General features: G+C 68.0%; 14 protein-coding genes. 8 read left to right on the top strand and 6 right to left on the bottom strand.

The window, feature by feature from the left end; genetic code table 11:
• The coding region (locus tag A5624_RS26040; protein WP_082975872.1) for an aminoacyl--tRNA ligase-related protein at nt 1-679 on the top strand (679 nt) is incomplete at its 5' end.
• 3 nt (nt 680-682) lie between these two features.
• Here A5624_RS26040 and A5624_RS26035 read toward each other — a convergent pair.
• Nucleotides 683-1432 (bottom strand): helix-turn-helix transcriptional regulator, encoded by a 750-nt coding sequence (locus A5624_RS26035; protein WP_066873152.1) that lies wholly within the window; start codon nt 1430-1432, stop codon nt 683-685.
• Nucleotides 1433-1487: 55 nt separating this feature from the next.
• Here A5624_RS26035 and A5624_RS26030 point away from each other — a divergent pair, with 55 nt between their 5' ends.
• Nucleotides 1488-2060 (top strand): class I SAM-dependent methyltransferase, encoded by a 573-nt coding sequence (locus A5624_RS26030; RefSeq protein ID WP_066873150.1) that lies wholly within the window; start codon nt 1488-1490, stop codon nt 2058-2060.
• Here the strand turns inward: A5624_RS26030 and A5624_RS26025 are convergent.
• Entirely contained in the window at nt 2057-2542 is a 486-nt protein-coding gene (locus tag A5624_RS26025; protein ID WP_066873148.1) for a DUF2834 domain-containing protein, read from the bottom strand. The two genes, A5624_RS26030 and A5624_RS26025, sit on opposite strands and share 4 nt — an antisense overlap.
• A gap of 69 nt (nt 2543-2611) precedes the next feature.
• Between A5624_RS26025 and A5624_RS26020 the strand changes: the two genes are divergently transcribed.
• Nucleotides 2612-3235, top strand: coding sequence for a TetR/AcrR family transcriptional regulator (locus A5624_RS26020; protein WP_066873147.1), 624 nt, complete (start codon nt 2612-2614; stop codon nt 3233-3235).
• 48 nt (nt 3236-3283) lie between these two features.
• Complete coding sequence (locus A5624_RS26015; protein WP_066873145.1) at nt 3284-4858, top strand: NAD(P)/FAD-dependent oxidoreductase; 1575 nt, start codon at nt 3284-3286, stop codon at nt 4856-4858.
• On the opposite strand, the gene A5624_RS26010 is transcribed toward A5624_RS26015, so the two are convergent.
• The 3 genes from A5624_RS26010 to A5624_RS26000 all read right to left on the bottom strand — a co-directional run bounded on the left by A5624_RS26010 (nt 4855) and on the right by A5624_RS26000 (nt 7582).
• Nucleotides 4855-5187: a hypothetical protein gene (locus A5624_RS26010; RefSeq protein WP_066873143.1), complete on the bottom strand. Its 333-nt coding sequence runs from the start codon at nt 5185-5187 to the stop codon at nt 4855-4857. The genes A5624_RS26015 and A5624_RS26010 overlap by 4 nt on opposite strands.
• The gene (locus A5624_RS26005; protein ID WP_066873141.1) at nt 5184-6734 is read right to left on the bottom strand and encodes an MBL fold metallo-hydrolase; all 1551 of its coding nucleotides are present in this window, start codon (nt 6732-6734) and stop codon (nt 5184-5186) included. Before A5624_RS26005 ends, A5624_RS26010 begins: the two co-directional genes overlap by 4 nt.
• Nucleotides 6735-6817: 83 nt before the next feature.
• Complete coding sequence (locus A5624_RS26000; RefSeq protein WP_066873138.1) at nt 6818-7582, bottom strand: phosphotransferase; 765 nt, start codon at nt 7580-7582, stop codon at nt 6818-6820.
• A 76-nt stretch (nt 7583-7658) separates the two neighbouring features.
• On the opposite strand from A5624_RS26000, the gene A5624_RS25995 reads away from it, so the two are divergent.
• The 4 genes from A5624_RS25995 to A5624_RS25980 are packed head-to-tail and all read left to right on the top strand — an operon-like array spanning nt 7659 to nt 10838.
• Nucleotides 7659-8429 (top strand): 1-acyl-sn-glycerol-3-phosphate acyltransferase, encoded by a 771-nt coding sequence (locus A5624_RS25995; protein ID WP_066873135.1) that lies wholly within the window; start codon nt 7659-7661, stop codon nt 8427-8429.
• A gap of 3 nt (nt 8430-8432) precedes the next feature.
• Nucleotides 8433-9188, top strand: a complete 756-nt coding sequence (locus tag A5624_RS25990) for a 1-acyl-sn-glycerol-3-phosphate acyltransferase (RefSeq protein ID WP_066873133.1) — start codon at nt 8433-8435, stop codon at nt 9186-9188.
• 14 nt (nt 9189-9202) lie between these two features.
• Nucleotides 9203-9988: a 1-acyl-sn-glycerol-3-phosphate acyltransferase gene (locus A5624_RS25985; RefSeq protein ID WP_066873131.1), complete on the top strand. Its 786-nt coding sequence runs from the start codon at nt 9203-9205 to the stop codon at nt 9986-9988.
• A gap of 34 nt (nt 9989-10022) precedes the next feature.
• Nucleotides 10023-10838 carry a Cof-type HAD-IIB family hydrolase gene (locus A5624_RS25980; protein ID WP_066873127.1) on the top strand — a complete coding sequence of 272 codons (816 nt, stop codon included), beginning with the start codon at nt 10023-10025 and terminating at the stop codon, nt 10836-10838.
• Between the two features lie 7 nt (nt 10839-10845).
• Here the strand turns inward: A5624_RS25980 and A5624_RS25975 are convergent, their stop codons facing one another.
• Nucleotides 10846-12486: an LGFP repeat-containing protein gene (locus A5624_RS25975; RefSeq protein WP_197519036.1), complete on the bottom strand. Its 1641-nt coding sequence runs from the start codon at nt 12484-12486 to the stop codon at nt 10846-10848.
• Nucleotides 12487-12563 lie beyond the last annotated feature (77 nt).

The following is a 12563-nucleotide window of genomic DNA, read 5'->3' as shown; positions in this document are numbered from 1 at the left end:
GCGCCCCGAGGTGATGGCCGGCACCGGGTTCCTGGGCGCCCACGCCGACGAGGTCTACCGCGTGGAGGCCGACGACCTCTACCTGGTGGGCACCTCGGAGGTGCCGCTGGCCGGCTACCACGCCGACGAGATCCTGGACCTGTCCGGCGGGCCGCTGCGATACGCGGGGTGGTCGTCGTGTTTTCGCCGCGAGGCCGGCAGCTACGGCAAGGACACCCGCGGCATCATTCGGGTGCATCAGTTCGACAAGGTCGAGGGCTTCGTCTACTGCACCCCCGCGGACGCCGAGGCGGAACACCAGCGGCTGTTGGGCTGGCAGCGCGAGATGCTGGCCCGCATCCAGGTGCCGTACCGGGTGATCGATGTCGCCGCGGGCGATCTCGGGTCGTCGGCCGCGCGCAAATTCGATTGTGAGGCTTGGGTTCCCACGCAGGGCGCCTACCGCGAGCTGACGTCCACCTCGAACTGCACCACGTTCCAGGCGCGCCGGCTGGCCACCCGCTTTCGCGACGAGGCGGGCAAACCGCAGACCGCCGCCACGCTCAACGGCACGCTGGGCACCACGCGGTGGTTGGTGGCGATCCTGGAAAACCACCAACAGCCCGACGGCAGCGTGCGGGTGCCCGAGGCCCTGGTGCCGTTCGTCGGCACCGAGGTGCTCGAGCCGAATCGCCACTAATAACTAGCGCGCCTTGGCGGCCACCTGGCCGGGCGTATGCCCGAAGGCTCGCCGGTAGGTGTCGATGAACGCACTCGGTGTGGCCCAGCCGCATTCGGCCGCCACCGACGTGACGTCGCGCCGCTCGGCGAGCAACATCAGGGCGTGCTGCAGCCGCACCTGGGTGCGCCACTGCGGGAACGTCATCGCCAGTTCGTCGCTGAACAGGCGGCTCAGCGTGCGCTGGCCGACCCCGAGCCGGTCACCGATTTGCCGCAGCGACAATGACTCCCGCAGGTTGTCGGCGATCAGCGCGCACGCTTGCCGCAGCCGGCCGTCGACCGGTGTGGGAATCCACAGCGCCTCCCCGATGCTGGTGGCCTGTAACTGGTCGTGCAGCACGGCCAGCATCCGGTGGTGCTCGTCGGTGTCGGTGCCATCGGTTTGCGAACACGCGATGATCAGTTCGCGCATCAAGGGATTGACCGCCAGCACGGCGGGGGCCGCGGGGCCGCGGCGGTAGCGGTCGGGGTCCAGCGCGACGCCGTGAAACTGCGTGGTGCCGTGGAACTTGTGTTCGTGCCAGCACCCCGCCGGTATCCAGATCGCGCGGTTCGCCGGCGTGATCCACATTCCGGTCGGGGTGGTCACCGAGACGGCACCCGAGGACGGGTAGACGATCTGGTGCAGAGGATGCCGGTGCCGCTCGATGTGGGATCCCGGCGGCAACGTCTGCGACGAAGTCGCCAGCCCGTGATGGCTGCATTCCGACATATCACGGCAGGATATCGGAAGCCCGCACCCCGTGTGGGCGCCTAGCGTTCTCGGTATGGCGATGAATCTTTTGCACCGGCGGCGCTGTAGCTCCGCGGGCTGGGAGCAGGCGGTGGCCGATCAGCTGTTGCCGTGGGCCCTGCGGGACGTCGAATTGGGCGCGCGGACTTTGGAAATCGGCCCCGGCTACGGGGCGACGCTGCGTGCGCTGATCGATCGGGCGGCCTCGCTCACCGCGGTCGAGGTCGACGGCGCGATGGCCGATCGTCTGCAGCGCCGCTACGGTGATCGCGCGCGCATCATCCACGGCGACGGCAGCGAAACCGGTTTGCCGACAGACCATTTCACCTCGGTGGTGTGCTTCACCATGCTGCACCACGTGCCTCGCGCCGAACTGCAGGACCGCCTGTTCGCCGAGGCGTTCCGGGTGCTGCAACCGGGCGGGGTCTTCGCCGGCAGCGACGGCGTCCCGTCCCTGGCATTTCGGCTGCTGCACGTCGCCGACACCTACAACCCGATTCCGCCGGCCGACCTGCCGGCGCGGCTTGCGTCGGCGGGATTCACCGACATCCACACCGAGGTCAAGGGCGGCCGGCAGAAATGGCGGGCCACCAAACCGGTCGGCTAAGCGGCTACCGTCGTACGGTCGCGTTCGTGGCGGCGCTGGCGCTCCATCGTGGCGAAGTAGAACGCGAACGCGAACGCGAAGCTGGTGAACAGGCTGGACACGAAGTACAGCCACGGGTGGCGCAGGCCCCTGCGGTAGCCGTCCACGATCGTAAAGATCGGCAGCAGAACGACATTGGCGATCGTGTAGTCCTGGCTGGCCGAGCTGGCGGCCGGGTTGGTGAACATCAGCCTGATGTATTCGAGCCAGCTGCCGTGTTCGCCCCACAGCGGATTGGTGGATCCGTGCGCGTACTGCTGCACGTAGGTGATGTTGAAGTACCAGCCGAGGGCGACCGACGCGATGCCGACGACGTAGTACACGACTTCCATCGGTGAGAACAGCGGGCCGCCGGCCGGCCGGGTGAAAACTTCTCTGTTGGCCAGGACGATCCAGCTGATGACCGCCAGTCCGAGTACCGCGTGGGTGAGTAGCGAGACCATGGGCGCAGTCTCGCCCCGGTTCGGAAGTTTTGTCAATATTGTCAAAAAGTTTCTTGATACCTTACTGCCATGGTCCGGCCCGCTCAGACGGCGCGCAGCGAGCGCACGCGCGAAGCGCTGCGCCAGGCCGCCGTGGTGCGGTTCCTGGCCCAGGGCGTGGAGGACACGTCGGCCGAGCAGATCGCCGCGGACGCCGGGGTGTCGTTGCGGACGTTCTACCGCCACTTCAGCTCCAAGCACGACCTGCTGTTCGCCGACTACACCGGGCTGCACTGGTTTCGCGCGGCGCTGGAGGCCAGGCCGGTCGACGAGCCGGTCATCGACTCGGTGCAGGCGGCGGTCTTCGCCTTCCCGTATGACGTTGAGGCCGTGACGAAAATCGCCGCGCTGCGGGGCGGTGATCTGGACCAGGGGCGCATCGTCCGCCACATCCGCGACGTCCAGGCTGACCTGGCCGACGCCATCGAGGAGCAGCTGCGCCGGCGCAGTGGCGCGGCCGATCGAACGCCGGATGTGCGGCTGCGGGTCACCGTGACCGCGCGGTGCATCGCGGCCGCGGTGTTCGGCGCCATGGAGGCCTGGATGGTCGGCGACGACCGGTCGCTCGGCGAACTGGCCCGGATCACCCACGTGGCGCTCGAGTCGCTGCGCGGCGGGATCTCCGGCACGTGGATCACCGCAGTTTCGTCATAATTGACAAAACTTTGCGGTCGTGCGAGCCTCCCTTTCGGAGGGCAGGACATGACTGAATACGACGCGATAGTTATCGGTGCCGGGCACAACGGGCTCACCGCGGCAGTGCTGTTGGCCAAGGCCGGGCTGCGCACGGTGTGCCTGGATCCCAAGCTCTACGCGGGTGGCATGGCTTCCACCGTCGAGCTTTTCGACGGATACCAGTTCGAGATCGCCGGCTCGGTGCAGTTCCCGACGTCGCAGGTGGTGGTCGACGACCTGGGCCTGGACACCTTGCCGACCATCGACCTGGACGTGATGTCGGTGGCGGTGCGCGGCGTCGGCGACGATCCGCTGATCCAGTACAGCGACCCCGTCAAGCTGTTCACCCATCTCAACGAGGTGCACGGCGCCGACGCCGTCAACGGGATGGCGGGGCTGATGGCGTGGAGCCAGGGCCCGACCCGCGCGCTGGGCCGGTTCGAAGCCGGCACATTACCCAAGAGCATCGACGAGATGTATGCCTGCGCCACAAACGAATTCGAGCGCTCGGCGATCGACGACATGCTGTTCGGCTCGGTCACCGACGTGTTGGACCGCTATCTGCCCGACCGGGAGAAGTTCGGTGCGATCCGCGGCTCGATGACCGTGCTGGCCGTCAATACGCTCTACCGGGGCCCGGCCACGCCGGGCAGCGCGGCCGCGCTCGCCTTCGGGCTCGGCGTACCCGACGGCGACACCATGCAGATGAAGAAGCTGCGCGGCGGCATCGGCGCGCTCACCTCGCACCTGTGCGACGTCCTGGAAAGTCATGGCGGTGAACTTCGGTTGCGCACCAAGGTGACCGAGATCCTCGTCGCCGACGGGCGGGTGACCGGCGTGCGCACCGAGGCGGGCGAGACGTTGCACGCCCCGATCGTCGTCTCGGGGATCGCGCCGGACGTCACGCTCAACGAGATGATCGAACAGGGCGCGCTGCCCGCCGATATCCGGGAACGCTATGCCCGCATCGACCACCGCGGCAGCTACCTGCAGATGCATTTCGCGCTCGAGGAGGCGCCCGTCTTCGCCGCGCCGTATGAGGCCCTCAACTCACCGGCCATGCAGGCCTCGATCGGCCTGTTCTGCACGCCGGAGGAAGTCCAGCAGCAATGGGAGGACGCGCGGCGCGGCATCGTCCCGGCCGACCCGACCGTCGTGCTGCAGATCCCGTCGCAGAACGACCCGGGCCTCGCACCCGACGGCAAGCACGCCGCGTCGGCGTTCGCGCTGTTCTTCCCGATCGAGGGCGACGTCGACTACGGGCAGGCCAAGGTCGAGATGGGCCAGCGGGTGATCGACAAGGTCACCCGGCTCGCCCCGAATTTCGAACGCAGCATCATCCGGCACACCACCTTCACGCCCAGGCACATGGGCGTCATGTTCGGCGCGCCCGGCGGGGATTACTGCCACGGTCTGTTGAACGCCAACCAGATCGGGCCCAACCGGCCCGGCCCGCGGGGCTTCCTCGGCCAGCCGATCCCGATCGAGGGCCTGTATCTGGGCAGCGCGGGCTGTCACGGGGGCCCCGGCATCACCTTCATCCCCGGTTACAACGCGGCGCGCCAGGCGCTCGCCGACCGCGGGGCCGCGGGGGCGTCCTAACCGCGCCGGCCGAGCAGGTCGTCCAGCAGGGCGGTGAATTCTTCGGGACGCGCCGGCGTGAACGCCGGGCTGGGCCGCGTGCCCGGCACGTCCAGCGTGATCAGCGTCGACTTGAGCGGGCGGCCGATGTCCAGCGGCAACCAGCGGCGGAAGTCCGAGCTGCCCCAGATCCGGAACCGCTGGGTGAAAAGGCCCAGCTGCTCGGCCTTGTACCCGCGGATCGCGTCGAGCGCGATCACCTTCGCCGTGCCGGAAGGAAAGTGGTAGCGGCGCAACGTAATCGCCGCACGATCCAGCTGGATCAGGCCGTCGTCGTAAGATGCGCTCACGCCCGCGAACTCCGCAGCTGGTGGCCCTTGGCGGTCAGGCAGCGTCCGTCGTCCAGTCGCCACTGCCAGCCATGCAGGTTGCAGGTCAACGTGTTTCCCTCGACGACCCCGAATTTCGACAGGTCGGCCTTGAGGTGCGGGCAGCGGCGCTGAATCTCCCAGCCGTCCAGCGTGACCGACGCCGAGTCGTCGTGCGTCTCGGCGAACCAGCCGTCGGCGTAAGCGATCCGTTCGTCGGTCAGGCACTTGAAGAACGTGTACAGGTACTCGTTGTAGCCGCCGACACGCCAAGCCCGAAACCGGGTCGACAAGAAGATGGTGTTGACCCAGTCCGGCTCGCGATCGCGCAGCACGGTGCGAACCAGCTCCGGCGCTATCTCGAAACCGTAGCGGACCTTTTCATCCGGAATGCGTTCCCGCACGGCACGTTTCGGGAAGTCCAGGACCACGATTTCCGGCCCCAGCACCAGTTCGACGGGATAACCGATTCCGTCGCAGATCTCGTCACTTTGCGACATGATCGGCTCGAACAGGGCGCGCAACGGTTCCAGCAGCGGCTCCCCGGTGGCCGGTGCCCAACTCGCCCGCTCGGCGGCGACGACGGGCGCCATCCGCTCGGCGTAGTCGGCGATGTAGTCGGCCTTGCCCGTGGTGAAGATGGCCTCGACCTGGTCGGTGGGCAGCGGGTGGGTCAGCGAATTGAGCTGCGAGCCGGTGAAATCGGCGGTCGACCCGGGAATCATCAGCAGGCCGCCGGCGTGGCCGTGTCTGCGCATCTGATCCAGGAACACCACCTGGTCGGGGAAGATGTTGGCCGGATCCGCATGGTCGTCGTTGAGGTGGCGCAGTTCCGGATCGAGGAAGCAGGGTGGCCCCGCGGACGGGACCACCCACGTCGCCCCGACCTGGGTGAGGTATTGGCGGGCGCGGTCCATCTGGCGTTGCCGCTTCTGAATGCCGAACGACTCCTTGGCGCGGGCCGGCATGTCGTAGACCATCGGGTACCAGATGGCCCCGGAGTACTGCAGCAGGTGCACATCGATGTGCCCGAATTCGGTGGCCAGCGCGTCCAGATCCACCGGCCGGGCGTCGTTCATGTTGAAAACCGTTGTCGCGCCGTCGGAAACCAACAGCGCCGAATCGCCGATCGGACCGTCGGCGGGCGCCCGCAGCGCGATGATCATGACGTCAAGCTCGCCCTTCGGGCCGGCGATCCGGTGCTTGACCGAATCGCTGGTCTCGAAGAATCGGTGAAACCCCAGCTTTTGCAATTCGTTTCGCAGGTCGGGTACCGGAAAGTCCGGCAGCAACACCACGGCGTCCTTATTGACGTGCTCGGCCAGATTCTTCGCGTCGAAATGGTCCCTGTGCAGGTGCGACACATACAGGTAGTCGCAGGCACCCAACGCGTCCCAGTCCAGCGTGCTGTTGTCCGGGAACGGGAACCAGGACGCGAAGTAGGCCGGATTGACCCAGGGGTCGCACAGGATGCTGCCCGCTTGGGTCTGGATCACAAATCCGGCGTGGCCGACGCTGGTGACCTGCACTGATACCTTCCTGGGGCCGGTAGAAGGCCTTCGAAAGGCTTCTGCGGCCTCGGCCGGGGATGACGGCTTTTCAGCCCCCGAGCTTAGCGCGAGCCGGCATCTTCGGCGTTCCACAACCGCCGGTAGTAGTCGATGCGCACTGGGTCGGGCTCGACACCGTATGCGGCGAAGAATTCCCCCTCCCATCCCCGACCGGGGTAGTTCCAGCCCAGCGACAGCGTTGCCACCGCGAGGTCGGCCCACCGATCGCCCACACCGAGGTCGCCGAGGTCAACATGTCCGCTGTAGCGGCCCTGGCCATCGATCAACGTGTTCGGCGCGCAGGCATCGCCGTGGCAGACCACCAGCCGGTCGACCGACGGTGGCTCACCAAGCGGCGACCGGGCTGCCGGCGGTAATGCGGCCAGCCGCGCACTCACCGACCAGTCGAAGGGGCACGCCTGAGCCGGAAGCCGGTCATGCAATTCGCGCAGACCCGCACCGATTGCGCACACCGCGACGTCCGGTGCCGCCAGCCACCGTGGATGCACGGCCGGCAGGCCGGGCAGCCCGCGAGTGTGCAGCCACGAATGGTCCCCGGCCATCCCGTGGCCGAGCACTTCCGGCACCGTCCTCAGGTAGTGACGTGCCCACCGCAGACGCTGCGCCTCACCGGCCAGGTCGGTGGTGCCCGGCTCCGCCACCTTGATGAATTCAACCCCGCCGGTGGCGTGCCCAGCAGCCGCGTCAGCACCTACCCGAAAGGTCACTCCGCCGAGCTCATTGACCCAGACCGCCCGCACCGGCCGGCCGGCGGCGAACCGGTCGACGATCGCAGGCACAGGCGGTGGGGATGACGGGGCGGACAACGACGGCCTCCTTGCGGCGCTTTGGATTCTCGGCTCTGGGGACGGCGGGTGGCGGGGAGCATTAGGCTGAACTGCTGTGGAACCGGTTTACGGGACTGTCATTCAACTCGCCCGCCTGGTCTGGCGCGTCCAGGGCCTGAAGATCACGATCGCCGGCGTGGAGAACCTGCCGACCAGCGGCGGAGCGGTCATCGCGATCAACCACACCGGCTACCTGGACTTCACGTTCGCGGGGTTGCCGGCCTACAAGCAGGGTCTGGGCCGCAAGGTGCGGTTCATGGCCAAGCAGGAGGTGTTCGACCACAAGGTCACCGGGCCGATCATGCGCAGCCTGCGGCACATCTCGGTGAATCGCCAGGACGGCGCCGCCTCCTTCGAGGACGCCGTCCGCAACCTCAAGGACGGCGAGCTGGTCGGCGTCTATCCCGAGGCCACGATCAGCCGCAGCTTCGAGATCAAGGAATTCAAATCCGGCGCCGCGCGGATGGCGGTCGAGGCCGGGGTGCCGATCGTTCCGCACATCGTCTGGGGCGCCCAGCGGATCTGGACCAAGGACCACCCGAAAAAGCTCTGGCGGCCCAAGGTTCCGATCATCGTGCTGGTCGGCGAACCGATCGAGCCGACGCTGGCCGTCGAGGAGCTCAAGGGGCTGCTGCACTCGCGCATGCAGCATCTGCTGGAGCGCGCGCAGGAAATGTACGGGCCGCACCCCGCCGGCGAGTTCTGGGTGCCCCACCGGCTGGGCGGGGGCGCGCCATCGTTGGCGGAGGCGGCCCAGTTGGAGGCCGAGGAGGCGGCCGCCCGGGCGGCCCGGCGGGCCCGGTCCGCAGGGGCGCCGGAGTCGTGATCGATGGTGGAGCCGACCTTCCGCGCCTTGGAGCTGCTGGCTCATCTGGTGGTCAGGGCCACCGGCACCAAGATCACCTTCCGCGGTGAGGAGCAGATCCCCGAGCGGGGCGGCGCCGTGGTGGCGATCAACCACACCAGCTATGTCGACTTTCTGCCGGCCGCGCTGGCCGTCCACCTCCGGGGGCGTCGGCTGCGGTTCATGATCAAGGCCGAGATGCAGCAGGTCAAGCCGGTCAACTTCCTGATCAAGCACACCCGCACCATCCCGGTGGATCGCGGCGCCGGGGCGGGCGCCTACGCGGTGGCGGTGCAGCGGCTGCGCGAGGGTGAATTGGTGGGGGTGTATCCGGAGGCCACGATCAGCCGCAGCTTCGAGCTCAAGGAGTTCAAGACCGGCGCCGCGCGGATGGCCATCGAAGCCGACGTCCCGATCGTGCCGGTGATCGTCTGGGGGGCGCAGCGCATCTGGACCAAGGATCACCCGCGAAATGTGGGCCGCGCCAAAATACCCATTACTGTGCAGGTAGGCGCGCCATTGACGGCGCGCGAAGACATTGCGCAGACCGACGCCGCCCTGCGCGACTCGATGACCACCTTGCTGCACCGCGCGCAAGAGGACTATCCGGGCGAGCCGGGAGCGTATTGGCTGCCGCGCCGGCTGGGCGGCGCAGCGCCGACCCCGGCCGAGGCCGCTCGCATCGAGGCAACCGAGGCGGCGGCCCGCGCGGCTAAAAGGGCCGAGCGCCCGTCGCAGTAGGCGAAGGAGAGAACATGCCCGAGGGGTTCTACCGGCTGGCGGAATGGATCGTTCCGCCGATGGTCGCGATGCAGGGGACCAAGTTCACCTATCACGGCCTGGAGAACATTCCCGCGCGCGGCGGCGCCTTGCTGGCCCAGAACCACACCAGCTATCTGGACTGGCTGCCGACGCTGATGGCCGTGCGCGAGCGTCACCGGCGCGCCTACTTCATGATCAAGGCGGAGATGGCCGACGTGAAGGCGGTCAACTACGTCATCAATCACGCCCGGCTGATCCCGGTGGACCGCAGGTCCGGGCACGACGCCTTCGAGGTGGCCGTGCAGCGCATGCGCGAGGGCGAGCTGATCGGGATGCATCCCGAGGCCACCATCAGTCGCAGCTTCGAACTGCGCGAGTTCAAGACGGGGGCGGCGCGCATGGCGCTGGACGCCCACGTGCCGATCGTTCCGATCGTCGTGTGGGGCGCGCACCGGATCTGGCCCAAGGACCATCCCAAGAAGGTGTTCCGCAACAAGGTCCCGATCACGGTGGCGGCCGGGCAGCCGTTGCCGCCGCGCGGCACACCCGAGGAACTCAACCTGCTGTTGCGTTCGGCGATGAACGACCTGCTGTACCGGGTGCAGGAGGAATATCCGCACCCGAAGGACGAATTCTGGGTGCCGCGGCGGCTGGGCGGCAGCGCGCCCACCCAAGAGGATTCCCGGGCCCTGCGGTTGTCGGAGCTGCAGGAGCGAATGCGCAAGTACGGCACCGACGGCGTGACCCGGCCCGGGCAGAACCAGAGCGGGCTGCATTGAGCGGTCCGGCCAGCCGGCGAGGGGGACGGTCTCGATGACCCTGCCGGCGCTCATCGCCTGCGACGTCGACGGCACCCTGTTCGACGACGACGAGAAGATCTCCCCGCGCACCCGCGACGCCATCCGCGCCGCGGTGGGCGCCGGTGCGCAGTTCGTGGTGGCCACCGGCCGCCCGCCGCGCTGGATACGTCCGGTCGTCGACGCGCTGGGTTTCGCGCCGATCTCGGTGTGCGCCAACGGCGCCGTCATCTACGACGCCGCGACCGACCGGGTGGTGTCCACCCGCACGCTGAGCGTCGACACCCTGGCCGAGCTGGCGGAGCTGGCCACCCGCGTCATCCCGGGCGCCGGTTTGGCCGTCGAGCGGATCGGCGAAAGCGCGCACGACACGGCGACGCCGCAGTTCGTCAGCTCGCCGGGCTACGAGCATGCCTGGCTGAACCCGGACAACACCGAGGTGTCGATCCAGGATCTGCTCAGCGCCCCGGCGATCAAGCTGCTCATCCGCCGGTCCGGAGCCCGCAGCGCCGACATGGCGGCCGAATTGGCCAAGCACATCGGCATCGCGGGCGACATCACCTACTCCACCAACAACGGACTGGTCGAGATCGTGCCGCTGGGCACCAGCAAGGCCACCGGCATCGACGAGATCGCGCGGCCGTTGCAGATCGCCCCCGAGGAGGTGGTGGCGTTCGGCGATATGCCCAACGATCTGCCGATGCTGCGGTGGGCCGGACATGGCGTTGCGATGGGCAATGCCCATCCCGACGTGCAGGCCGCCGCCGACGAGGTGACCGCCCCCAACAACGACGACGGTGTGGGCCGCGTGCTGGAACGCTGGTGGCTTTAGGGCTGCGTCACGTGGGCGTCGGGTGTGACGGCAGCGAGAAGTGCTCGGTCGGAACCGTTGGGCCGCTCGGGGATTCGGTGGTCAGTGGAATGGTGATCCCGTCGACCACCTCGGAGACGTTTCCGGTCAGCCGCTCGTAGTTCAGCGTGCCATGCTGGAAATTCTGCGTAATCTGTAGCGGCTCTTGAATTTCCGCGCTGGTCGGCAATCCGAGCGGGCCGCGTTCATAGCTCTGCGAGCCCCAGGCGTCGTAGATGGCGCCGGTGACCGGCTGGGCGCCGGTGTCGGGCGACCAGTACATCGCGCCCCGGGCGAAGGTGACGAAGCGGGCGTCGCCCTCCGCGCTGTCTTCCGGTGAGGTCGGCGAGCCCAGTACGCTGCTCATCCCGCCGATCGCCTGCCAGTGGTCATAGATCGCACCGCCCTGCAGCGCCTTGAGCAACTCTTCGGGCGGATCGTTGACATGCGATGCGATATCACGCATTTCGTCCATCAACGCGTAGGCCGCGTTGCCCGGGCAATCGGTGTTCCCGACGTCGCGGTGGGTGAAGATCGTCGGCAGCGTCGCGACGGCGCCGGCCGGGAAGGTGGTGTAGTGACTGCCGGCCGATTCCAGTTGCACCGTGCCCTTCGGGTCAACGTTGTCCAGGCCCAGTCGCCAGCCCAGCAACCGGCCCATGGTCCGCAGCTGGATCGGGGTGGGGGGCACGTCGTCGAAGTTGCCGATCATCGCCACACCCCAGGTGTTGCGGTTGAATCCGCCGGTGTGGAAGGCCTCGACAGCCTTGGTCATCCCGCCGGCGCTGCCCTCGAACACCTGGCCGTACTTGTCCACCAGCGCGTTGTACGCGATGTCGCACCAGCCCAGCGTCTTGCTGTGGTAGGTGTAAATCGCCTTGACGATGCCGGCCGATTCAAGCGGCGAATAGTCGTTGCTGCCGGCGGTGTGGTGGACCACCGCCGCGCGAATCCCGTTGTCGTACTGCGGGGAACCGCATCGCAACGATTCGTCGGCGCCCCATTGCGCGCGGCTGATGATGGGCGGGGCCTGGCCGGGCATCAAGACTCCGGCCGGTGGTGTCCAATGCGTGTCGGCCGGCGCCTGCGGTGGGGAGATGAGGACGGCCGAGATGTTCTGCCCCAAGGGCTGTTCCCGGGATGCCGGCTTATAGCCCAGATCGGGTTTCTCCGTCGGCGGCGCCGGGGGCGGTTGGGTCACCGCGGCGTCCAGCGGCCGGGTGACCGCGATCTGAACCGTCGTGGTGGTGCCGACGAACACCGGATCGGTGCCGCGGGGCCCCTCGAGGGACCCCGCCGTTGTCGCCCCGTCGGGTGCCGCGGTTTCGTACTCGGTCTGATACCAGGGGCCCCACGAGCCGTCGCGGTGCTTGGCCCGCACGCGCGTCGACGTGCCGGCCAGGTCGCCGGTGAGGGCAACCAGCGAGAAGGGGGTGCCCTGACTGATTTCGCGGACCGTGACGCCGGCCCCCAACCCGACCAGCGGCTGTTCGGCCAGTTGGGTGCCGCGCGACGGCCCCGGGCTGGCGGCGCCGCGATCGCGTGTCGTGTCGGCCACCCACGAGACCAGGACGACGGTCGCCGCCATGGCGGTGAGCAGCATCGTCGGCGCACGACTGCGAGACACCAGCCGATGTTACGTGTGTTCCTAATGTTATCTATGAGACGACACGAACTGAGCGGCGGCGAATGTCGACCAAAAATCGA

This window comes from Mycobacterium sp. 1482292.6 (assembly GCF_001672995.1).
GTDB classification, from domain to species: domain Bacteria; phylum Actinomycetota; class Actinomycetes; order Mycobacteriales; family Mycobacteriaceae; genus Mycobacterium; species Mycobacterium europaeum_A.
This window is presented reverse-complemented; position numbering and strand designations above follow the sequence as displayed.

Excerpts from the sequence above, each read along its gene's own strand:
- A5624_RS26015 (WP_066873145.1), top strand. The coding sequence starts at position 3,284 with ATGACTGAATACGACGCGATAGTTATCGGTGCCGGGCACAACGGGCTC.
- A5624_RS26035 (WP_066873152.1), bottom strand. The coding sequence starts at position 1,432 with ATGTCGGAATGCAGCCATCACGGGCTGGCGACTTCGTCGCAGACGTTG.
- A5624_RS26030 (WP_066873150.1), top strand. The coding sequence starts at position 1,488 with ATGGCGATGAATCTTTTGCACCGGCGGCGCTGTAGCTCCGCGGGCTGG.
- A5624_RS25985 (WP_066873131.1), top strand. The coding sequence starts at position 9,203 with ATGCCCGAGGGGTTCTACCGGCTGGCGGAATGGATCGTTCCGCCGATG.
- A5624_RS26020 (WP_066873147.1), top strand. The coding sequence starts at position 2,612 with ATGGTCCGGCCCGCTCAGACGGCGCGCAGCGAGCGCACGCGCGAAGCG.
- A5624_RS25980 (WP_066873127.1), top strand. The coding sequence starts at position 10,023 with ATGACCCTGCCGGCGCTCATCGCCTGCGACGTCGACGGCACCCTGTTC.
- A5624_RS26025 (WP_066873148.1), bottom strand. The coding sequence starts at position 2,542 with ATGGTCTCGCTACTCACCCACGCGGTACTCGGACTGGCGGTCATCAGC.
- A5624_RS25990 (WP_066873133.1), top strand. The coding sequence starts at position 8,433 with ATGGTGGAGCCGACCTTCCGCGCCTTGGAGCTGCTGGCTCATCTGGTG.